This window comes from Eoetvoesiella caeni, from assembly GCF_003315175.1.
GTDB lineage: Bacteria > Pseudomonadota > Gammaproteobacteria > Burkholderiales > Burkholderiaceae_B > Eoetvoesia > Eoetvoesia caeni.
The window spans coordinates 1-21,426 of record NZ_QNRQ01000021.1 but is presented as its reverse complement, the minus strand read 5'-3'; the positions used below and the strand labels follow the sequence as shown (position 1 = coordinate 21,426).

General features: G+C 65.3%; 22 protein-coding genes and 1 pseudogene. 9 read left to right on the top strand and 14 right to left on the bottom strand.

Going from position 1 to position 21,426, the window contains the following annotated elements; translation table 11 throughout:
* The 8 genes and pseudogenes from DFR37_RS21545 to DFR37_RS21510 all read right to left on the bottom strand — a co-directional run bounded on the left by DFR37_RS21545 (nt 1) and on the right by DFR37_RS21510 (nt 6,765).
* Complete coding sequence (locus tag DFR37_RS21545) at nt 1–303, bottom strand: hypothetical protein (RefSeq protein WP_052267690.1); 303 nt, start codon at nt 301–303, stop codon at nt 1–3.
* A gap of 49 nt (nt 304–352) precedes the next feature.
* Complete coding sequence (locus tag DFR37_RS21540) at nt 353–1,075, bottom strand: LrgB family protein (protein WP_043314373.1); 723 nt, start codon at nt 1,073–1,075, stop codon at nt 353–355.
* An 11-nt stretch (nt 1,076–1,086) separates the two neighbouring features.
* Nucleotides 1,087–1,218: a CidA/LrgA family protein gene (locus tag DFR37_RS23590; protein ID WP_082033755.1), complete on the bottom strand. Its 132-nt coding sequence runs from the start codon at nt 1,216–1,218 to the stop codon at nt 1,087–1,089.
* 58 nt (nt 1,219–1,276) lie between these two features.
* Nucleotides 1,277–1,852 (bottom strand): annotated as a pseudogene (locus DFR37_RS21530) (IS256 family transposase); the annotation flags it as partial.
* A gap of 387 nt (nt 1,853–2,239) precedes the next feature.
* Entirely contained in the window at nt 2,240–2,848 is a 609-nt protein-coding gene (locus DFR37_RS21525) for a recombinase family protein (protein ID WP_152960984.1), read from the bottom strand.
* A gap of 76 nt (nt 2,849–2,924) precedes the next feature.
* A complete protein-coding gene (locus tag DFR37_RS21520) occupies nt 2,925–4,142 on the bottom strand; it encodes a TniQ family protein (protein WP_043314372.1) in 1,218 nt (405 codons plus the stop codon).
* A complete protein-coding gene (locus tag DFR37_RS21515) occupies nt 4,139–5,047 on the bottom strand; it encodes a TniB family NTP-binding protein (protein WP_020684702.1) in 909 nt (302 codons plus the stop codon). Before DFR37_RS21515 ends, DFR37_RS21520 begins: the two co-directional genes overlap by 4 nt.
* A gap of 2 nt (nt 5,048–5,049) precedes the next feature.
* Nucleotides 5,050–6,765, bottom strand: a complete 1,716-nt coding sequence (locus DFR37_RS21510) for a Mu transposase C-terminal domain-containing protein (RefSeq protein WP_071579585.1) — start codon at nt 6,763–6,765, stop codon at nt 5,050–5,052.
* Between the two features lie 456 nt (nt 6,766–7,221).
* On the opposite strand from DFR37_RS21510, the gene DFR37_RS21495 reads away from it, so the two are divergent.
* The 5 genes from DFR37_RS21495 (at nt 7,222) to DFR37_RS21475 (ending at nt 10,654) form a co-directional block, all read left to right on the top strand.
* The gene (locus DFR37_RS21495) at nt 7,222–8,163 is read left to right on the top strand and encodes a DNA adenine methylase (RefSeq protein WP_113935223.1); all 942 of its coding nucleotides are present in this window, start codon (nt 7,222–7,224) and stop codon (nt 8,161–8,163) included.
* An 88-nt stretch (nt 8,164–8,251) separates the two neighbouring features.
* Nucleotides 8,252–9,373 (top strand): restriction endonuclease, SacI family, encoded by a 1,122-nt coding sequence (locus DFR37_RS21490; protein WP_113935231.1) that lies wholly within the window; start codon nt 8,252–8,254, stop codon nt 9,371–9,373.
* A 78-nt stretch (nt 9,374–9,451) separates the two neighbouring features.
* Nucleotides 9,452–9,985 (top strand): DNA-3-methyladenine glycosylase family protein, encoded by a 534-nt coding sequence (locus DFR37_RS21485; protein ID WP_170139981.1) that lies wholly within the window; start codon nt 9,452–9,454, stop codon nt 9,983–9,985.
* A 130-nt stretch (nt 9,986–10,115) separates the two neighbouring features.
* Nucleotides 10,116–10,292 (top strand): hypothetical protein, encoded by a 177-nt coding sequence (locus DFR37_RS23095; protein WP_170139980.1) that lies wholly within the window; start codon nt 10,116–10,118, stop codon nt 10,290–10,292.
* Nucleotides 10,289–10,654, top strand: a complete 366-nt coding sequence (locus tag DFR37_RS21475; protein WP_113935221.1) for a helix-turn-helix domain-containing protein — start codon at nt 10,289–10,291, stop codon at nt 10,652–10,654. Before DFR37_RS23095 ends, DFR37_RS21475 begins: the two co-directional genes overlap by 4 nt.
* Before the next feature lie 87 nt (nt 10,655–10,741).
* Here the strand turns inward: DFR37_RS21475 and DFR37_RS21470 are convergent, their stop codons facing one another.
* The 4 genes from DFR37_RS21470 to traA all read right to left on the bottom strand — a co-directional run bounded on the left by DFR37_RS21470 (nt 10,742) and on the right by traA (nt 15,611).
* A complete protein-coding gene (locus tag DFR37_RS21470; RefSeq protein ID WP_113935220.1) occupies nt 10,742–11,662 on the bottom strand; it encodes a S1C family serine protease in 921 nt (306 codons plus the stop codon).
* The gene (locus DFR37_RS21465; protein ID WP_104874799.1) at nt 11,649–11,870 is read right to left on the bottom strand and encodes a hypothetical protein; all 222 of its coding nucleotides are present in this window, start codon (nt 11,868–11,870) and stop codon (nt 11,649–11,651) included. Before DFR37_RS21465 ends, DFR37_RS21470 begins: the two co-directional genes overlap by 14 nt.
* A gap of 72 nt (nt 11,871–11,942) precedes the next feature.
* The gene (locus DFR37_RS21460) at nt 11,943–12,314 is read right to left on the bottom strand and encodes a hypothetical protein (RefSeq protein ID WP_079651109.1); all 372 of its coding nucleotides are present in this window, start codon (nt 12,312–12,314) and stop codon (nt 11,943–11,945) included.
* A 33-nt stretch (nt 12,315–12,347) separates the two neighbouring features.
* Nucleotides 12,348–15,611 (bottom strand): Ti-type conjugative transfer relaxase TraA, encoded by a 3,264-nt coding sequence (gene traA, locus DFR37_RS21455; protein ID WP_104874797.1) that lies wholly within the window; start codon nt 15,609–15,611, stop codon nt 12,348–12,350.
* A gap of 193 nt (nt 15,612–15,804) precedes the next feature.
* Here traA and DFR37_RS21450 point away from each other — a divergent pair, with 193 nt between their 5' ends.
* From DFR37_RS21450 to DFR37_RS21435, 4 genes are read left to right on the top strand one after another with little or no spacing between them, the layout of a single operon-like run.
* Nucleotides 15,805–16,056, top strand: coding sequence for a TraC family protein (locus DFR37_RS21450; protein WP_003159123.1), 252 nt, complete (start codon nt 15,805–15,807; stop codon nt 16,054–16,056).
* A gap of 22 nt (nt 16,057–16,078) precedes the next feature.
* On the top strand, nt 16,079–16,300 hold the full coding sequence (locus DFR37_RS21445) for a conjugal transfer protein TraD (RefSeq protein ID WP_104874796.1): 222 nt from the start codon (nt 16,079–16,081) through the stop codon (nt 16,298–16,300).
* A 32-nt stretch (nt 16,301–16,332) separates the two neighbouring features.
* The gene (locus tag DFR37_RS21440; RefSeq protein WP_203457913.1) at nt 16,333–18,855 is read left to right on the top strand and encodes a type IV secretory system conjugative DNA transfer family protein; all 2,523 of its coding nucleotides are present in this window, start codon (nt 16,333–16,335) and stop codon (nt 18,853–18,855) included.
* An 11-nt stretch (nt 18,856–18,866) separates the two neighbouring features.
* On the top strand, nt 18,867–19,259 hold the full coding sequence (locus tag DFR37_RS21435; RefSeq protein WP_113935219.1) for a hypothetical protein: 393 nt from the start codon (nt 18,867–18,869) through the stop codon (nt 19,257–19,259).
* A gap of 84 nt (nt 19,260–19,343) precedes the next feature.
* On the opposite strand, the gene DFR37_RS21430 is transcribed toward DFR37_RS21435, so the two are convergent.
* On the bottom strand, nt 19,344–19,808 hold the full coding sequence (locus DFR37_RS21430; protein WP_104874793.1) for a thermonuclease family protein: 465 nt from the start codon (nt 19,806–19,808) through the stop codon (nt 19,344–19,346).
* On the bottom strand, nt 19,808–20,500 hold the full coding sequence (locus tag DFR37_RS21425; protein ID WP_104874792.1) for a DNA-binding protein: 693 nt from the start codon (nt 20,498–20,500) through the stop codon (nt 19,808–19,810). Before DFR37_RS21425 ends, DFR37_RS21430 begins: the two co-directional genes overlap by 1 nt.
* Nucleotides 20,501–21,426 lie beyond the last annotated feature (926 nt).

Sequence of the window (21,426 nt, the reverse complement as noted above, 5' to 3'; positions counted from 1 at the left end):
CTATCCCGGCTGCGCGGTGACGCTCAGGCGCTCGTCGGCCGAGCGCGGCGCCGGCGGCCAGAAGCAGCACTCGGTCCAGAGCCAGCTCAGCGTCTCGCCGATCACCGACTTCGCGCCGGCGCTGCTCGACCACCAGCGCTGCGGATCGAAGCCGGGCGGCGTTGCGGCGAGCACGCCGACTTCGACCGCCGGGCCGAGCGCGAGCCGATAGACGAGGCGCGAGCGGCGCGCGTGCACGCCGGCCGAATACAGGTCGATAAAGTCGAGCGCGACGCCGGCGCTGCGCGTCCATACACGCACCATCGCCGCACTCAGCCTTCGCAAGCCCGCTGCTCTTCCCTAAAGGTCGCTGCTAGCGTAGACCGGCCAGCGGGAGCACGCTGACCACCACCGGCACGAGCAAGGCTGTGGCAATGCCGTTCAGTCCCATGCCCAACGCGGCGAACGCGCCGGCATGGGGATGGTGCTCCAGTTCACGTGCCATGCCGATGGCATGCGCCGTGACGCCGATGGAGAAGCCGCGCGCGGCTGGATCGCGGATGGCCAGGACGTCCAGCAGGGAGGGCCGGGCCAGGATGGCGCCCGCCACGCCGGTCACTGCCACGGCGAGGGCTGCCAAGGCGGGCACGCCGCCCACACGTTCGGACACAGGGATCGCGATCGGCATGGTGGCGGACTTGGCGGCCAGCGACATCAGCATCTCGAGCGAAGCTCCAAACGACCAGCCGATGGCCACCGCGGAGAGGATCGCGGTGACACAGCCGACCAATAACGCAACCGTGAGCGGAAACCAGATTTGCCGCAAGCGGCCAAGCTGCTCATACAGGGGAATGGCGAGTGCCACCGTCGCTGGCCCGAGCAGAAAGCCGAGCACGCTCGTGCCGCTTGCATAGACGGTGTATGGGATGCGAAAAAGCGCCAGCAGGGCCACCACGAACGAGGCGGCCGTCAGCACCGGGATCAGCAAAGAGAGCGCGCCGCTGCGACGGTAGATCCAAAGCGCCAGCGCGTAGGCTGCCATCGTCACAGGCAACCAGGGCCAGGGCGAGTGCAGCAGCCAGGGAACGTCAAGCATGGCCGGCCCGACTACGGCTCACCGGCGCGCCGGAGCATCCACTGGAGCGTCCAAGCGGTCGCCCCCAACGTCACCCCCGCGCCCACCACGCACACAGCGAACAGAGGCAGCCAGTCGGAACCGACGCGGTCCGCCTGCTCCATCACACCCGCCAGGGCGGGCACCAGCAGCAGGGTCAGGTGTCAACTTCAACTTCAACTTCACCTCGCGCTGGCCCTCGGTGTTGACGCCGACCGCCACTATCACCGCGACGCTGACAATCCGCCCCGCCTCGCGCGTCTTGACGTAGGTGGCGTCGATCCACAGGTACGGCCAGTCGCCCTCGATCGGACGGTTCAGGAACGCGCCGACGCGCTCGTCGAGCTCAGCGGACAGCCGACTGACTTGGCTCTTGGACACGCCGCTCATGCCGAGCGCCTTGACCAGCTCGTCCACCGAGCGGGTGGAGATGCCCTGGACGTAGGCTTCCTGGATCACTGCGGTGAGGGCCTTCTCGGCGGTGCGCCGCGGCTCGAGGAACTCGGGGAAGTAGCTGCCCTGGCGCAGCTTGGGGAACTTCAGCTCAACGCTGCCGGCGCGGGTGTCCCAGCTTCGTTCCCGGTAGCCGTTACGGCTGTTGATGCGCTCGGCGCTCTTCTCGTCGTAGCCGGCGCCGCAGCGCCCCTCGCCGTCGAGCTCCATCAGCCGCTGGGCCATGAACTGCACCACCTGGCGCAGCACGTCGATGTCGGCTCCCTTCTCGGCGAGCTCGGTCAATGCCATAGTGGCGGTGGTTATCGTGTGTTCCCTTCAGATCAAGGTGGATGGATCGCACCTCAAACCTTATCCGGGCTCACGATGGCCACCCCGATCGGGATCGCCGTCGCGATGCGGCAAGCCGCTTCGGGCTACTCCCTACGCGCCTTGCCGCATCCAAAGACTTACACCACTTCGTGAGACATCAACTTGAACGCGGCCTGATCAGGAAAGCCCGCACCCGACGATGGCAGTAGCTGCCTTGTCACGCTCACGCGGAGGCGACGGGTGATTGCCATACGCGCCTAGTCTCCCGCCCATGACAGCTTTGCGACAACTCGGCGTAGGTTGCATACGGCCGCTTGGGGTCGACACCGGTAATCGGATCGTTGCCGCACTGAACAGCGCCCCGTTCCAGGTCGCCTCCATTTATGCGGCTGAACCGAGGGAGAGCAGCTTTACGCCGTCTGGCCGCAGTTCGCCCTTGGGCGACACGTGCCGGTAGAGCGTCTGCCGGGTAATCCCGAGTTCTTCGCAGAGATCGCCCACCTTGGTTTCCGGTTGCCCCATGCTGGCCATCGCCAGGCGTAGCTTGGCGGCGGTCATCTTGAAGGGGCGCCCCCCTTTCCTGCCGCGAGCGCGCGCCGAGATAAGTCCAGCGACTGTTCGCTCGGAAATCAACTCACGCTCGAACTCGGCCAGCGCGGCAAAAATACCGAACACAAGCTTGCCGGCGGCAGTCGTCGTGTCGACCGCCGCACCGTGACCGGTCAGGACCTTCAGGCCCACGCTACGCGCAGTTAGGTCGTGCACGGTGTTGATCAGGTGGCGCAGATCACGGCCAAGCCGATCGAGCTTCCACACGATCAGCGTGTCCCCTTCACGAAGCGCCTTCAGGCAAGCAGCCAACCCTGGGCGATCATCGCGCCTGCCCGAGGCCAGATCCTCGTAAAGGTGCGCAAGGCTCACACCAGCGGCGATGAGCGCATCGCGTTGCAAATTGGTGGACTGGGATCCGTCCGCCTTCGATACCCGCATGTAGCCGATCAGCACCTTTTCACCCGTCACGTATACGTTCGATTATGTGACAGTGTGGGTTGGAAAGTTCTGATCGTCAAATTTTGTCACTTAACCCGTCATTCATACTAAGGAATGCAAAGGGTTCGCGAGGAACATAATGTGACAGAAATTCCGGGGGAATGCCCTCCTGGGCAAACGTGTCGCGCAAGCGATCCAGGGACTCGGGGTCGCGCCGCCCATAAGACGCCAGCGTGAACAGTGAGCGGGCCGTTTCGCAATTATGTCGGGCCTCGGCGATAGCCTCGTTGAGCGCCTTGACCGCCTCCCGCCAGTGATCGACAGGCTCAGGCTTACGTTTCTTCTCGGGCAGGCCATTGGTGAACCCGGTGTGCGGCTCCGACAAGAACAGTGCTCCCAACTCCCCGTGTGGACGCACCACGCTCGATTCGATCAGCTCGATGGCGGTAGCCGCCGCCTCCAGCATTTGTAACTGCACCGCCGGGGCCAGAATCTCGTAGGGACGCCACTGGCTTTGTCCAGCGCGCAGTAGATGGCCGCAGCACGCCCAGACATGGCGAATGCTCCAGACGCAAGGCCCGCACTGCGAGAGTGGCGTGTTCAGCTCATCGAGCAGGGTGCGCAGCAACCGAAACCAGAGGCCGGCATGAATGCGTCGGCGCGGCAGCTCGACGTAACCCGTCGTCAGCGCCTGCCAAGTACGTCGGTCCATTGCCACCATCGCGTCGCTGGCCGTGCGTGGGGCCGCATCGGCGTTTTCCCAGCCGAGAAACTGCCCCGGCACGCCACTATAGGATTCCAGCCAGCAGCCATGTTGCGGGCAGCTCAGCATCAACGGCAATTTCCACGCGAGCAGTATGGCTTGATCCTCCGAGTCGTTCAGGCAAAGCGGGCAGGCGCGGTGAATCGGCTGGCTTGGCAGCCAGGCGCGCCAGCTCGTGATTGATCTCGTCTTGCGGCCGCGTCTCGGCAGCAATAGCGAGAACTGGAACGCATAGGTTTCCAGCGCGTCTGGAATCCGGGAATCGAGGCTGTCCAGCAGCCACGGCACCCAGCCAGCGAAACTCATGCAACGCAGCCGCTCCAGCTCAATGCCGCTGCGCAGGGAGAGGGCCGTCAGCAGCGCCGGAGGTGGCGCAGTATCCAGGTCATCGACCCGGCCGTGACCAAGGTCGTGCTCCAGCAGGTCATACAAGTCCATCTGGTAGCGGGCGGCGACACGCTGGAGCCATGAGGACAAGGCTTCGCCTTCCCTGGGAGCAGGATGCAGCGGCCAGCGTGCTGCCGGTTTCACATCAGTTCCCGCTCGAACTGCCGACGCCGCTCGCCAGGGCCGGTGTAATCGGCCATGCTGAGCGTGCGGTGATTGATCGCTTCTTCACCGCTTTCCAGGGCGGCGACCGCCGCCGCCATCAACAGGTGCGCCAATTCACCAATGGTGCCTTCGCTGCGCGTGAGCAGGTAACGGGCCATATCCGGCGTGGCAATTGGGGAAGGCCGCCGCAGCGGGAGCGACGCGGCAAAACTGGCCAGCAGCGAGCAGCAATCGTCGTTGGCCTCCCACAGCGGCAGCATCATGGGCTCGAAGCGGTTCTCCAACTGGTCGTCCGACCGGATCGCCAGATAGGCGTCGCGCGTGCCGACACCGACCAGCGGGATGCGCAGCTCGTTGCCGAGGAAGCGCAGCAGGTTAAGGAATTCCCGACGGTTGACGCTGTTGCCGGCCAGGACGTTGTGCAGTTCATCGATCACCAACATGCGCACGCCGACCTTGCGCAGCAAGGCCAGCGCCAATTGCTCCATTTCCGGCAGTCGTGGGCGCGGGCGCAAGGGAGCGCCCATCGCGGCGAGCAGTGCGACGTAGAAGCGGATCACCGAAGGCTCGGACGGCATCTGCACGACAAGCACCGGAATGTGCTCCTGGTCGGCGTCGGAGCTGGCCGGATGCGTGCGCCGGAATTTCTCGACGATCATCGACTTGCCGTTGTTGGTCGGGCCGATCAGCAGCAGGTTAGGCATGCGCTGCTTGTTCGGCCACGCATACAAGGTTTCCAGCCGGTTCAACGCCTCGACCGCGCGGGGATAGCCGATCCAGCGGTCGGCGCGAAGGCGCTGGATGCGCTCGTCCGCCGGCAGCCGAGCCAGCCCCTGCACCGCCGGCAGCAGGTGGGATAGGTCGATGATGGGATATTCGTCCACGGCTACCACTCCTCAATCTGGTCGAACGGTTTGGCGGGCGGCAAGTTGTCTGCCTGCGCGGCCGCAACGTCCGTTTCTGGCGGAGTCAGCTTGTCCGGCGGAACCAACGCCTTGAGGTGTTGGCGTCGATCCGCATCGCGCCGCGCCTTGCGCGTGGCCTTCTGTGCGGTGGTCACGATCTCGCGCATCTGCCCGATCATGCGGAACAGCGCCGATTCATCCACCTGCTCGCGCCCTTGCTGCCGCAATTTCGCTAGCGCCTGCCTTTGTTCCCATAGGGTGACAGCCGGGTGCGACAAAGTACGGTAGGGGACTTCCAGGTAATGCTGCCCCTCCGGTTCCAGCACCCAGATGCGGCTTATGTCGCGCGGGTCGCGCCGGATCAGAAAGGACGGCCAGCGCTCACGCCGTGCGATCCACGGCTTGAGCGCGTCGGCGTAGTAGTGAATGTGGTCGATGACGAAGCCGGTGCGGGTCAGCGTGCGGCGGAGGATGGGCAGGAAATCGACCAGAAAGGCAGTGGCGCGGGTGACGACGGCCGGCACACCGATGCGGGCCACCGCCTCGGCCCAGCGCGCTTCCGGCGGCTGAAGCAGACCGTTGTGCACGGAGCCGTGGTAGGTGCCGACCGCCAATGTGAGCCAGCGCTCCAGCTCGCGCAGCGTCAGGGCGGCCTTGTTTTCGGAATCGTAGTCGCCTCGCTGGTCAGGGTTGGAGAAGGTCGTTCCCGGCAGTTCGTCGTGGATCATCTGCATCGCCGTGCCGATGATCCGTTCCACGATGCCGCCGTAGTGCGGCTGCCCGAGCGGGCGATAGTCAAGCCGGATGCCATGCTGCTCGCAGCCTCGGCGTAGCGCTTCGCTCTTGAACTCGGCCGCGTTGTCCAGGTAGAGCAGCCTGGGCTTGCCGCTCATCGGCCACTCCATTTTCACGTTCAGCCCTTCCAGCCAGGGGCGCTTGTCGCAGGCGACATGCGCCAGGCACAGGCCGACCGAGACGGCAGATGGTGCTTCCAGCGTGACGACCATGCCGAGCACGCAGCGGGTGAACACGTCGATGGCGATGGTCAGATACGGGCGGCCAATCGGTTGCCGGTCGCGCTCATCGACCACGATCACGTCGATGACCGTGTGGTCAATCTGTACTTGCTCCAGCGGTGCTGTCACGGCAGGAGGTTCGCCGCCAGCACCTTGCAGGCCGCGGGACGCATCCTGGCCTTCCCGCCGGCGAGTGACCTTGCGCGGATCGAGGCCGGCGATCCTCAATGCCACGGTGTTGCGCGCCGGCACCCGCAGCTTTTGCGTTTTGCAAGTCTGCGCGACCTCGCGGTGGAACGCTGCCAGAGTCCGTTTCTGCTTGGTCAGGAACCGCTTTTGCAGCAACTCGCGGATGATGCGCTCGACCGGCTCCGGCAAGCGCCCCTTGCCTTTGCCACCGCCGGATTGGCCGGGGACCAGGTCCGTCACGAGGCCGCTGCCTTGCCGGGCTCGCCGGATCAGAACGTACACCTGCCGCCGAGACAAGCCCAACGCCTGAGCAGCCATATCGGCCGCTTCGTGCCCGACCGTCTCCGACTGCGCCAACGGGCCGATGATCTCCGCACGACGGCGCGCACGCTCCCAAGCCTTATCAGGCAGAGTGGCCACGCCTTGCTCGGGAATCCGTGGGGTGTCGGTCGTCATGCTCACCTCGCTTTGGTGCACACGAGTATTGAGCATAGTCGAGATTGGTGCAGATCACTTCTGATATTGGACTGTCAGGAGCTGGCTGCACAACAGCCGCTACACTCAATCAACTGGTGCAGTCGTCTTCTGAAAATGACATATGCGCCTGGGTCAATGGCCCGGCCTCAATGCGCCGCCGCTAGGCTAAAAGGGCAGGGTATGGCCGCACTTTTTGGATACACAAACGTGTATCCATGAGATACTGTCGCCTTATGTCGAGCAAAGACGTTGGCCTGCGTATCCGTGTTGAAAGGGAACTCCGAGAGGCGTTCCAAGGGGCCTGTCTGGCTGAAAACCGGAATGCGTCGGAAGTGCTGCGCGAGTTCATGCAGGCGTTCGCCGACAGGCACCAAGGTGGCTTACAACCGGATATGTTCGCGGCACCGGCAGCCAGAAAGCCACGTCAATCAACGAGATCGGGCCCGGGCCCGACGGCAGGAGAAGCAACAGATGACTAAGGCAGTGCAAGCCGCTAAGCGTGGCCGAGGGGTATCCCCGATCTATCTGGACGAGGATGATCAACCAGAGCAATCAAATGTCATCTACATGCGCGGCCGTCGTCGTCGCCGCATTGTCTTTGGCTGGTATGGTGGGAAGTTCTCGCATCTCGATTGGCTGCTGCCGTTGTTGCCGAAGTGCCATCATTATTGCGAACCGTTCGCGGGGTCTGGTGCCGTTCTCATCAATCGTGAGCCTGCACCCGTTGAGACTTACAACGACATAGACGGCGATGTGGTGAACTTCTTTCGGGTTCTTCGTGATCGTCACGAGGAGCTGATTAGGGCCATCGCCTTGACGCCATTTTCCCGCGAGGAGTACCACCGGGCGATTTATGGCAGCACAAACGGTATCAGTGATGTGGAGCGGGCAAGACGGTTTTATATCAAAGCCCGTCAGACCCGCACCGGGCTTGCTCAAACCGCATCCCTTGGCCGTTGGGCAAATTGCAAAGATACAAGCCGGGCGGGTATGTCCGGTGTTGTCTCGCGCTGGCTTGGTGGCGTGGATGCGCTGGACGAAATCGCCCAACGACTTATCCGGGTGCAGATCGAAAACCGCCCCGCCGTTGATGTGATCCGTTTGTATGACAGCCCCAAGACGCTTTTCTATTGTGACCCGCCCTATCTGCATGCCACACGCGGCGACGCTAAGGCTTACGGCTTCGAGATGGACGAGGGCCAGCATCGGGAATTTGCCGAAGTGGTCAATGAGTGCAAAGGCATGGTGGCTGTGTCTGGGTATGACCACCCGCTGATGGACGAGCTATTCAAGCCGGGACGTTGGTTCAAGACCCAAGGCCCGGACAAGACTATTCACTCGACCAAGGGAAAACGGTCAGAAGTCCTTTGGACGAACTACGATCCCAAGAATCAGAAAGGGTTGTTTGAATGAGGGCCGCTGACGCATGGGGTATCAATACCACCCCGACGACATGCACATTTTCCGGGCTGTCGCGGCCACAAAAGCAAAGGGAGTTTCGATGACACCAGAAGAAATATTACAAGGCATCCAGCAGCGGGCCGCCGCTACGTTGAATGCTTCTGTCGTCACTGACCCAGTAATCCGTGAGCGTGTCGATTACGTCTGCCGCTGCATGAGTAACCGAGCAGGGGTGCGGCTGCTCATGTCATGCCTGTTGGGGAAGCTGGACAAGCCGAACGTCGATCCACGCAAGCCCTATACCGAGATTGGGGGGGCTGACAGTTTTTCCGGGCGAACCTATGACGAACGCTACCTGACCAAGTTCATCAACGAACACCGGCTGCCGGTCAATCCGACAACCGCCTTTCTGACCCCGACGCTACGCAATATCGACCATGCACTGACCACCGACCGGGAGCTTGTCGGCAGGCCGCGTGACCTCTACAAAAAGACGCTTGAGCTACTGGAAGATGTGGCCTTGCAGCGCATCCCCGCTGACGTGCTGTTTGTGGAAACCGTGCGCGTTCTGATGCTGCTGCGCGACGAGAAGCTGGCCCGCATGGCTTCACTGTTGGATGCCTTGGATCGTACCGAGGGCGCATTGCCTCTTTCATCGGAGGCCATCGTCACACTAATAAGCCAGCACCTTGCCTGCAAGAACGCCAGCCGCTTGCCGGTGCTGGTTGTCGCAGCCGCCTACGAGGCCGCAGGGGCGCGACTGTCTGAAAGCATGTTGCCCCTGAACTCGCACAATGCCGCCGATCTTCAAACTGGATCATTGGGCGACGTGGAAATCTGTTTGATGGGCGAGGATTCGGTTGTCACCGCCTACGAAATGAAGATGAAGCGTGTCACTCAAGACGACATCGACGCGGCAGTTACCAAGATAGCTAGGTCGCCGAACAAGATTCACAACTACCTGTTTGTCACCACGGATGTGATCGACCCACTTGTGGCCGAGTACGCCGCGACGTTCTACGAGAAAACGGATGGCACCGAGATTGCCATTCTCGATTGCATCGGGTTCTTGCGGCACTTCCTGCACCTGTTCCATCGTATCCGGGCGGATTACCTCAACGCCTACCAGACGCTGGTCTTGAATGAACCGGATTCGGCAGTCAGCCAGACTCTGAAAGAGGCGTTTCTGGCGCTGCGACAGGCCGCAGAAAGCGGCGAGTGATTCAGCATGGGGCAGGTGCGAATATCAAATTGGGCCGCTCAGGACGCGGAGCGGCACTTGCGCCAGTCGTGCAGAGTCATGGCGCGGCTGATTGTCGAGCATGGCCCCTGCCCTCTTGCTAATCTTGAGTTTCGGCCATTTCAGACGTTAGCCAATTCGATCATCAGTCAGCAGCTATCAGCCAAGGCCGCCGACACGATAGAGCGCCGAGTGCAGGCTATCGTACCCGGCTTCACTCCTGCCGAGTTTCTGGCAGTCCAGCCCGAGGCTCTACGGGCTGCCGGGCTTTCATCGGCCAAGGCTCGCTACATCCTTGAACTGGCTCAGCGTGTTAGCGATGGGCGGCTGAACCTAGAGGCAATGCAGGAAGCGCCAGATGCGGACGTTATCGCTGCACTGGTGGATCTTCCCGGCATCGGTCAATGGACGGCGGAAATGTTCCTGATCTTCGGCCTTCGCAGGCCGGACGTTTTGTCTTTGGGGGACGCCGGTTTGCAGCGAGCGGCCCGATTGCTGTTTGGGGATGATGCCGAGCTAGAGCATGTCGGGCAGGTGTGGCAACCTTTTTGTTCGGTAGCATCGTGGTATTTGTGGCGGCATTTGGACGCTTAGTCTCGTTATAGCCTCTGCTGCTTGGCCGTTTCGTCCACCGTCGGACTGCCCTGGTAATTTGGGAGTGCGAAACACGCGACCCGCAGCGCCTCGCCGCGCTGGCGGCGAGTATCAAAGAGAAGGGAAACGCATGAGCGAAAAGAACGTCACCATCAGCGCCGCCATTCCTGCGAACGTGAAGGCCGAAGCGGCCGCCGTCGCGGCAGCGCACGGCATGAGCCTGGCCGCGCTGCTGCGCGAGCTGCTGGCCCGCGTAGCCGCCCGTGACGCCGAAACGCTGGCCTGGCTCGATGAGGCTCGCCGATGACCGACCCGAAAAACCTGGAAAGCTGGCTGCATGAGAAGGCCGGCCCGGCCTATGACGCATTGAAGGCCGACCCGGCCCGCGCCATCACGCCTGACCAGGTGCGCCGCACGCTCGATGAGCTGCTGGCCGAAGCCGAAGCATCCGGCCAGTGTCCATTGCCGCCGGAACAACGCGAATGGGTGGATGCGCCGGCGGTCGGCCGTGAAGTGCTGACGCCCTATGACCCGGCCGAGTGCCTGACCAGTGCCGAGGCCGTGGCCGCATTCCTGGCCGACGCCGAAGCTACGGCCGACCCGGCCTATATCCAGCACGCCTGCGAAGTCGCGGCGCGGGCCAGGGCCATGCACGGCCTGGACGGGTAGGGCTGGCCAGCATCGCCATTTCTGACGGTGCAGGCCCGGAAGCGAAAAGGGCGGCGACCTGGCCGCCCTTGCTGTTCCTGGTTGCCTCTACAAGCCCGCCACGGCCAAGGCGCGGCCGATGGGCACGGCCTGGGTGAATGGCCCGGCGCTGTGGCTCACAAGGCCCACGGCCTCGCCCCGGCCATTGACGACAACGCCGCCGGAGTTGCCGCCCGCTATGGGCGCGTCGATCTGCAACATGCCCGCCGCGCCAATCAGGCCGCCGACCTGGCCGTGACGGCTGACGATGCCCGCGCTCATGGAGAAGTCCAAGCCCTTCGGGGAGCCGATCGCGGCGATGGCCTGGCCTTGGCGTGGCAGGGCGGGGGCCACGCGCACCGGCTGGCCCGGCTCGCCGTCGATCAGCAGCGCGGCCACGTCGCGCACATGGTCGATGCGCGCCACGCGGGCGCTGCGCCATTCCCCGCTTGCCAGCTTCACCCGCACGCCCTCGATGCCGGCCAGGACGTGCGCGGCCGTCAGCGCCGTGCGGCCGTCGCCGACAAGGAAGCCCGCGCCCAGCGTCACCCATTCGCGTTCCTGGTCGGCCTTCGCCCATTCGTGTTGCCAGGCCCGGTAACGGGTCAGCAGCTCGGTTGCCAGGTTGGTTTGAACGCCAGGGACAAGCCATGCCCGGTTACGGCTGCCGTCGCCCTTGGCGCGCTCGATAACGGCCACCATGACAACGGACGGCATCACCTGGCCGGCCACAGCCGCCCAATCGGCGGCGGCAGGGTAGGGGCGGGCGTCCAGCGCCACGCCTTCGCCGGCGGCGCTGCGGGCGCTGTCGGTCTTGGCGTGCGCCTGATGCTTGCTCCACTCGTCGTCATCAAGACGCTTCTGCGCGGCCGCGATGGCGTTCACGTTCGCCTGCGTGGTGGCAAGGGCATAGCCGCCCGAGGCCAGGCCGACACCGGCCAGGACGTAGGCCGCCAGGGCAGCGCGCCGCCAGGATTCAACGCTGCCCATGCTCCGCGCCCTCCTGGTCGTGGTTGAGGCCGCGCATTTGCAGGCGCTGGCCGGTGTCGTCGCCGATCTGCAAAACCTTGATGTGCTGCTCATAGGCCGCCTGGAACATCCAGCCGGCCCCGGCCAGGCCGATGACGGCGGCCGCGAAGGTCACGCGGTATTTCGTTAGCTCGCGGCGGGCGCCGCCGGTAACATTGGTTTCAGCCATGATTTCATCCCTCTGTCGGATGGGGTTGTGGTTAGGCGCCTGGGCCGGTTGCCGCCGCCCTGGCGCCGCCTTTCAGCGGCTAAAGCTGCGGGACTGCTCCCGGTCGCGCGCCGCCTTCTCCTTGAACCGTTCGGCGATCTCGCGGGCGCGGGCCTGCTTCACCTGGTCGCCGTTCTCGTTGTCCCGGTTTAATTCCTTTGCCAGCGTCTTTGCCTGCTGGCCGTTGATCTCGTTCAGCTCGACTTTCTGGCTGGCGTCCAGCTCGAAGCCCTGGCCCTGCTGGCCTTGCTTCTGCTCGGCCTCGATGGCCTGGGACTGCTGCGCGGCCGCCTGGCCGTGGCGTTCCAGCCGCTCAAGATCTTTCGCCTCGCGCCGCTGCTGCGCCTGCTCGATCTGCTTGGCGTAGCCCTGGGCCAGCTCGTCGTTCGTCGGTTCTGTGCTCATGGTGCGTGCTCCTGGTTGGTTGAAAACGGCGCGTCACCGGCTCAAACCGCCGTTGCCGCGTTCCTGCTCGCGCTGCCGCTGCCGGCTGCGCTCGATCTCCTTCGGGTCGCGTGCATACCTGTCGGCAAGCTCGCGCTGCATCTTGTCCAGCTCGACGGCCTGGCGCTCCTTCGGCAGAGCGTTGAACCGCTCGATGCGCTCGCGCAGCTCGGCCGGCAGCTCGCGCCAGGCGCTCGGGTTGCGGTCGGTGTAGCCCGCAAAGCCCGCCTGCCGCTTCACGGCCAGCGCCTTGAACTGGTCGGCCTCTCGCTTGGCGTACATCTCGGCCCGCTTGCGGTCTTGCTCGCTGACCTGGACGGCCGCAGGGCGCTCCGGCTCGGCCTTGGCCTGGGACGGCTGCGCCAGGCCCGCAAAGGCCCTCTGCTGGCCTTCCTGCATGATCGCGGCCGCATGGTGCCGGGGGTCTTTCCCGGCCGCCTGGAACTCCTGGGCGACGGCAAGCTGTGCCTTCGCCACGTCCAGCGCCAAGCCGCCGCCGGCCGCCTCGGCACGCTCGACGCCAGCGCGGAACCCGGCCAGCGGGTCGGGGGCCGGGCGCTCGGCCTGGGGCCGCTGCGGCGCTGCCGGCTGCTCGATCTGCTGCGGCCGCTGCACGGCCGGACGGCCGGCAATGTCGGTCGCGGGCATGAGGTCGGGGCGGCCGTGGCGCTCCAAGCTGCGGCGCATGGCGCGCTGCATCTTCCCGGCCAGCTCGGCCACCTTGGCCCGGCCGCGTTCGAGCCAGCGGCGCATGACGTTCTCGCCGTCGAAGCCGCGCCGGTCGGCAAAGTCCAGCGTGCTTTCCTTCGGCCGCTCGCGGCCCAGCACCTGGGCCAGCTTCCCGGCGGCCAGCTCGGCCGCGCCGCGAACGTGCCAAGTGTTGCGCTCGGCCGTGGTGCCATCCGGCAGGCGCACGGTTTGCGAACCGCCGTGCTCCAAGCCGATGCGGTCGCCGCGCTGCGCGCCGCTGGCGGCAATGGCGCGCTCAAGATCGACGCCCCAAATGGTGTGCCGCTCGCCCTTGTCGTTCTCCAGGGTGGCAAAGTAGCTCGGCCGGTTCTCCGGCTTGTTCTCGTAGGGCGCTGCGCCGTGATCGACCAGCCGCCCGGCCCGCCGGTCGGTGAAGTCGTCCGCCCCGGCAAACAGGGTAGCGGCCTCGCGGTGCCGGGTCATGCCGACATAGGCCAGGCTCCTATCCATGCCGGGGGTCGCCAGCAGGTAAGCCCTATCGACGGTGACGCCCTGGGCCTTGTGAATCGTGACTGCATAGCCGTGATCGACGGCCGCATATTGGGACGCCTGCACCTGGCGCGCTTCGCCGCTGTCCAGCCGAACGGCCAGGCTGCCATCCTCGGCCCGCTCGACGGTGCCAAGGGTGCCGTTCTTCACGCCTAGATCGCGGTCGTTTTTCAGGAACACGATGCGGTCGCCGGCGGCGAACTCGCGGCCGCCGCGCTCGGTCACGAACCGGGCGGAACCGGCCAGCTCGCCGCGCTCCTTCCGGGCATCGCGCACGGCCTGGTTAAGCGCCTGAACGTCCGCATTGGAATGGGCAAGGATGATCTGGCTTCCCTTGCCCTGGTCGCCGACATAGGACGCCGCCAGGGCGTCGCGCGCTGCCTCCCGGCTGCCGTGGATTTGGACGTGGCCGCGCTCGGCGTAGGCCGCCAGGCCATCGGCCACGGAACCCCGCGCAAGCTGCTGGCCGGCCTCGCGCATCCAGGCGTGTTTCTGCCGGCGCACCTCGGTAATTTCGGCCGCTCCGACGTGCTGCACGACGGCACGAAACGCCGCGCCTGCCTCGATGGCGGCAAGCTGCTTGTCATCGCCCAGCAGGACGACTTTTGCCCCGGCCTGCTCGGCGGCTTTCAGCACGCGGCCAAGCTGGCGGCTGCCTATCATGCCCGCCTCGTCGATCACGAGAACATCGCGGGAAGTGAGCTTGTCCTTTCCGTTCTTCCACGCAAATTCAAGACTGGCGAGCGTGCGGCTTTCGATGCCGCTGCCAGCCTGCAATTCGTCGGCCGCCTTGCCTGCCAGCGCCGCGCCTCGCACGTTGAAGCCCTGGGCCTGCCACGCCTCGCGGGCTATCTTCATGGAGAAGGATTTGCCCGTGCCGGCGTCGCCGATGACAACGGCCAGGCTGCCCGGCTTGAGAACGTGCCGGACAGCGTTTTGCTGCTCGGCCGACAGGGTGCCCGCGCCATCAATCGCGGCGTTCGTGATCGGGCCGGAAACGCCATGCCGTCCGGTGCGCGCCAGGCGCTCGGCGCACTCCACCATGCCGCGCTCAGTCTCGATCATTTCGCGGGTGGAGAACTTCGCCGGATCGCGGCCGTTCGCCGGTTCCATCTCGACCAGCAGCGGCGAGTTTTCCAGCTTGGCAAGCAAGCCCTGGAACTGCCCGGCGTCGTCAATGTAGCGGTTCAGCTCGGCGGCAATGTCGCGGCGCGTGAATACGGCCTGCGTCGCCGTGATCTTGTCTAGGATGATCTCCGGCCGCTCGGCGATCTGCCGCGCCTGCTCCTGCCGGTCGGCGTTGTGAATGTCGATGCGGTCGGCTTCCAGGCCGCGCCTATCCATCGCCACGGCGTCGCTGCCGATGTGCTTGGTTGGCGTCAGCTCAACGCCTTGATCCGCATAGCTGCGGTGGTCGATACGGGCGCTGATTCCGGCCCGCTCCAATGCCTCGTTTGTCAGCTCCGCCCACTCGCGGCGGATGTCGGTAATGTCGCCCTGGCTGGTGCCAGGAATGCCCGCCTTCTGCCTGTCCTTGTTCGCCAGCTCGATGACGGCCTTAGCGCCTAGCGCTCCATCCGCGCCAATGGTGCGCGTGGTCGCCAGCATGTGAACGTGGAAATTGCGGTCGTCGCCTTCCCTGTCCGGGGCGTGGATGCACACATCCACGGCCACGCCGTAGCGGTCGGCGATAGCCTGCCCCATGCGCGTTGCAAGCTCGCGCCGGTCGGCTTCGTTCAGCTCGTGCGGCAGGGCCGCCCGCCACTCGCGGGCCACTCGCGCATCCTTGCGCTTCTCGGCGGCCTCGGCGGCATTCCACAAGGCGGCGCGCTCGGGAACCGGAACGCCTGCGGGCGTGACGATCTCGGCCGACAGGACGCCGCCTTTCCGGGTGAAGTCGAACACTTCCCCGGTGCGCTCATCTACCAGCTTCGACGCGGATCGATAGGCGGCAGCAGCCACGGCGCTATGCCCGGCCGCCCGTCCTATCGTGTGCGTGTTCAGATGGTAGATCGCCATTTCTTCCCTTGGCGTTTTAGCCGCTAAAAAGGGGTGCCGGGGTATCCCCGGCCGTATGAGGGTTGCGCAGCAACCCGTAAGTGCGCATTTCGCTTCGCTGCATGACTATACCAGCGCCGTGCCTTCCCCGCCAGCGTCGCAAGGTGCTAACATCACGCGGGCATAACCCGCAATCACGAAAGGAGCTGTAACGATGGCACGAAAGACCCTATCCGAACGCAAGGCCGACAAGCTGGCCGAGCTGAACCGCATCAAGGCTGAACTGGCCGAACTCGAAAGCAAGGCCGCCGAACGCATCGGCAAGATTGCGATTGCCGCCGGTCTTGGCGATCTCGACATCGATGACGCCGCCATGCGGAAGGAGTTTGAGGCTATCGCCTCGAAATTTCGCAAAGGCGAAACCCAGCAAGCTGCTCCGGCTCCGGCAGCGCCTGGCACGAACTGACCGCGATTTGGGACGCCTTCGGATGAACGCCAGGAGAGAGGATGCACGCCGCAAGATTCAGCTTGGCGGCTTGGTCATCAAGTCCGGCATGGCGGACTATCCGGCTTCCGTGATCCTGGGCGCTTTGACCCTCGCGGCCGGCGCGCTCAAAGGGCCGAACGCTGACGCCGCCAAAGCGCGCTTTGAGGCGGCCGGCGATGAGGCTTTTTCCGATGATGGAGAGGACGGCGGCAACCGTTCCTAGCCGTCAATTTCTACCTGACAGAGAGGTGAAGTATGATGGATTTTGAAGCTCTAGCAGCGCGATTGTGGGCCGCCGTGGTGGCGGTGTTTTTCGGCGTGTTCTGCCTGTCTCTGGCGACAACGGCGCACGCCCGCGTTTTCCCCGAATGCAACCCGGCGGCCGAAGCCGGAAAGCTCTACGGCGCGGCCGACGCTGACGCCTGGGTGAAGCGCATTTGTGACGCGCAGGAATCGACCTACCGGACGTGGGAAGCGAACCTGCAAAAGCTCGACATTGGGCAGCAGGATTTGGCGATGGCGACGAACGCCGGAGACTGGAACGCCTACCGCGCCAAGTGGGCCGAATTGCTGCCAGTCTTGAAGGAAATGGAAGCGGCCGCGCTGGCGAGCCGGAACGCCGCTGGCGCGGCGAACATCCTCAGCCTGTACCGCGCCGACCTCGGCCTTTTCTTGCAGAACGCGGGCCTGGGAACGGCGGCGAATCTGGACGAGTTCAGCGCCCGGATTTCCGGCGGCCTGGACGGCGAACGGCCAGCGGCGGCGGCAACGGCTGGCGTCAATGTCGTGCAGCAATCCGTGACGCGGGGCGTTGAGTTCGTGAAGGGGCTGGCGGCTGCGGAAGGCGACAAGGTTCTAGCGGAGTATCGCGGCCAGGTCGAGCAGAAGGCAGCGACGCGCCGGGAGGAGCTTTCCGGCAATACGGCAAGCGGCTATTTCGGCGGGTTCGCCCGGCGCATCACCGAGGTTTGGGGCATCTTCTTCTTCGTCCTGTTCGTGCTGATGCTCGGCGCGGTCGTGGTGGCCGTGAAGCGCAAGCAAAACCCGGTCACGCTGGCTGGCGCGGCCGCCCTCGCCTACCTGCTGCCGGGGTCGGCAATGGTGCTGGCGTTCGTGCTGGTTCCGTTCCTGCCGTCCTGGGCCATGATCGCGGCAACCCTGGTCGGCACCTATGCCATGTATGCGCAAGGCGGCCGCATCTGCGGCGCGCTGGCGTCCAAGCTCGGCGAAGGCTCCACCCTGGGCCATCGGCTGCGCGTCCTGGGGGCCTGGCTGGACAACCTGCGGGCCGGTTTGCAGGGCGAACCGGGCGGCGCTGCCAGCATCGGCGCGGCCGCTGTTCAGGCCGCTTCCGCGCCCGGCGCGCAGCCGGTCACGCATGGGTCGGCCAGGTGGGGCACGGTCGCGGAAATCCGCCAGGCCGGGCACCTGGTCGCGCCCGGCAAGCCCGCCGGTTTCGCCCTGGGCCGGGTGGCCGATGCGCCCGCCGGCCTCGATCAGCGTTTCCGCTTTACCGGCCACGTCGTGACGGTCGCCCCGACCGGCTCCGGCAAGGGCATTGGCGCGGTAATTCCGAACCTCCTTGACTATCCCGGCTCGGCCCTGGTGCTCGACGTGAAGGGCGAAAACGCGGCCGTGACGGCTCGCGCCCGCCGCGAGCTGGGGCATAAGGTTTTCGTGGTCGATCCGTTCGGCGTGACCAAGGGCGAGGCGCACGCCTTCAACCTGCTGGATCGCCTCGATACGAGTGACCCGGAATGCGTCGGTGAATCGGCCGTGCTGGCTGACTGCCTGGTGATTCCAGACCCGAAGGGGCAGGCGCACTTCGACGAGTCGGCCCGGACGCTGCTGCAAGGGCTGATGCTGCACGTTGCCGGCCTGGATGAAGGCCGGCGCAATCTGCCCGAAGTGCGGCGCATCCTGACCGCCGGCGAGGAAGTGCTTTTTGAGACCCTGGCCGAAATGGCCGCCGACGAAAAGGCCGCTTTCGGCCTTCCGGCGCGGGCGGCAAACACCATCATGGGGATGCCCGACCGTGAACGCGGCTCGGTGATTTCCACGGCGCAGAAGAGCACGGCCTTTATGGATGATCCACGGATCGCGGCGGCCGTGTCGCGCTCCGATTTCAACCTGGCGAACATGAAGGCCGAACTGATGACGGTCTACATGGTGCTGCCCGCCAACAAGATCGGCCCCAATGCCCGCTTTGTCCGGGCCTTCATCGGCTCCGTGATCGCGGCCATCACGTCGAGCACCACGCAACCCATGCACCGGGTCGCCTTCCTGCTCGATGAGTTCGGCCAGCTCGGCTACATGAAGCAGATCGAGGACGCGGTTAGCCTGATGCGCGGCTACGGCCTAGCCTTCTGGGTGTTCATCCAGGACTTGAGCCAGTTGAAGGGCGTCTATCCGAAGTGGCAAACCTTCCTGGCGAACAGCGCCAAGTCGTTCTTTGGCACGGACGACTACGACACGGCCAAGTACATCAGCGACAGCCTGGGCAAAGCCACGATTGAGTTTGAGACGGAGAACACCGGCCGCAACAGCGGCGCCGGCGTTTCCGGCGGTGGCGGTTCCCTGAACCGGGGCAAGTCCAGCGGCTCAAGCCAGCAGTTCGCCGGCCGCGAGCTGCTGACGCCGGATGAGGTCATGCGCCTGGGGCCGGAAAAGCCCATCGTGCTGGTGAAGGGCGAATATCCCTACCTGCTCGACCGGCTGAACTACCTGGCCGATCCCGAGTATGCCGGGCGGTTCGATGCGAACCCCTACCATAGCTGACGGGCGCGGCCATGTGGGTTTTCGTCGTCATCGGTTATCTGCTGCTGGTCGGCCTGGCCGCCTGGTTCGGCGGCGGCGCGGTGATGACGGTCGCCGCCGGCGGCTTCGTCCTGGCCGTGGCGCTCTGGCTGCTCGACGGCCTGCTGGCCGATCTGCTGCGCGGGCCGCTGCGGTGGCTCGCCAAGCCCTTCCGGGCGCTGGCCTCGGCCCTGGGCGTTTTGATCGTGCTGCCGTTCGTGCCAGGTATTTTCCTGGGGTCGTTCCTGCTCGAACTGTTCCGCCGGCGGCAGCGCCTGGCGGAACCCGGCCGACCTGCCCCGGCCACTCCGATGCAGGCCGCAGGCCGACGCACGGCGGACGTGATCGACCTAGCGGCCTTCCGGCGGCGGCGCGGCGGCCAGTAGTTTTTCAGCGGCTAAAGCCGCCCCTCAAGTGTCAATATCAGCCCGATTGATGCAATGTTTTTAACATTAAAAACAGTGCATTTCCTATCGTTTCGCCCTGTATTCCCACGGCGGAACCGGCGCAGGATCGCTCCATAGGCCCCGCCGGGCCGCCCTCGCCTCGTCCTGGATCGCGTAGAGGCTCCGGTCGGTCGCATAGCGGTCGAAAACCCATGCCATGCCGCGCCGCACCTGTTCGGCGTTGGCGTCAATGCCCGCGCAGCTCACGCGGCCAATGGTGCGGCCGTAGCGGTCGCGCCCGCCGTCCTCGATGGCGGCATCCCGGCCGTAGCAAAGATCGGAAAGCGATTGCTTCGACCGCTGGCCGAAGGGCTGCCGCTTTTCGGGCGCGTCGATCTCGGCAAGCCGGATACGGTGCTGCTGTCGGCTGGCGTCCAGAATGGTGAGCGTGTCGCCATCGGCGACGGCCACCACCCGGCCGCGCAGCTCGCCGGCGTGGGCGGTTGTCGCCGCCAGGATGACCGCGAACGCGGCCAGCCCTGCCCGCATCACTTGCGCCCCTTCGGCTTGTCCTGGTCGGCCGCCGGCTGGATGCGGGCCAGCAGTGCGGCGTTCTGTTCCTGGTGCGCCGTGAGCTGCCCGGCCAGGCGCGCGGCTTCCTCGCGGACGCCTGCCAGTTCCTCGCGCGCCTGCTCGGCGTCTTGGTGCGCCCTGTCCAGCTCCGTGCGCAGCTCGCCGGCGCGGCGCTCGATCTCCTGGGCGCGGGCCTCGGCGGTGTGCGCCTGTTCCTGGGCGGCGGCCAGTTGGCCGCGCAGCTCGTCGGCTTCGCCGCGTGCGGCCGCTTCGGCGGCCTCGATGGACGCCAGACGGGATTGCAGGGCTTCCACGTCGCCGGCCAGTTTGTCGGCCAGCTCGGTTGCCTCGTTGCGGTCGGCTTCCAGCTCGGCGCGGGCCTTCTCCAGCCCTTCCCGCTCAGCGGCAAGCCGGGCGTTCGCCAGGTCGAGGGCGATTGTCCATAGATCGCTGCCAAGCTCGGCCAGGCGGTCGGCGACGGCCTGGGGCGCAGGCTCGCGTAGGGGCGCGGCCGCCGTGACCTGGCGGGCCTTCCATTCGTTCAGGGCCGGGCTGATCGTCGTATAGCTGCCGCCGGTGATCTTGCGGATGGCCTCAAGCGTCGGGCGCTGACCGCTGGCGGCCAGCTCGTCGGCGGCGGAAAAAATCTGCTCTTTCGTGACTGCCATAGCGGTTGCTCCTGTATGAAATGTAGCGTTGTAGTAGGTTGTATAATACTACTACATACTACAATTTACAAGTCTACAGCGGAATACTACGCGCCGGGCCTGGGTCAGCCCGGCCGGGAGCGCGGCGGGATCGAAATTTGGCCCTGTGCGGGCCGTGGTGGCGTTTTCCGGGGTCGGTAGCACCTTGCCCTACCCTTGCCCGGTTCCGGGCCTCCTGGGCGCTCCTGCGCGGCTTGGCCGTGGTTCCGGGCCTGCCTCGTCTGGAATGACGATGCTGGCCAGCTCGGCCGCTTGGCTGCTGGCCCTTCTCTTGGCGTTCAACCTGCGGCCTTTCCGCCCGCGCTGTCGCTCGATGTGAGGCACGGCCTCGGCAAGCCGCTTTTCCCTGCTAAACCGCTTTTTGCGGCCTTTCAGCGGGCACGGCGCTGGATGAGGGTGCAGGCGGTGGAGTTGCCACCGGCGCGGCGTGCCGCGCCTTGGTAAGCCGCCTGGCCGTAGGCCAGCACGATAGCCGGAGGGGGAGCCGGCGAAGCCGGGGGAACCCCGGAGGGGTGCCCCGCCGAAGGCGCAGGCCGGTGCCGTAGGCGACGGGGCGGAGGGCCGAAGGCCCGGAGGGTAGGCGCGCCCGTAGGGCGCTACGGCGTTTCGGTTCGCGCTGTCGGTTGAGTTTTCCACTGATTTGGCCTGCCAATTACAGGCAAATATTTATAGGAAAACTTAAAGGCTTAACCGTACCGGTTTAGGGGGGGTCTGATCTAACGACCCTGGGGGGGTCTGATCTATCGGAGAAAACAGGGGGTGGGGGGGTCTGATCTATCGGAGCGGGGGGGTCTGATCTATCGTGGATAAGTGCGGCTATCCACAGGGTTTATCCCCAAGATTGGCCGCCAGGAGGGGGCATCGGCCAGAAACGACGCGGCCGCCTT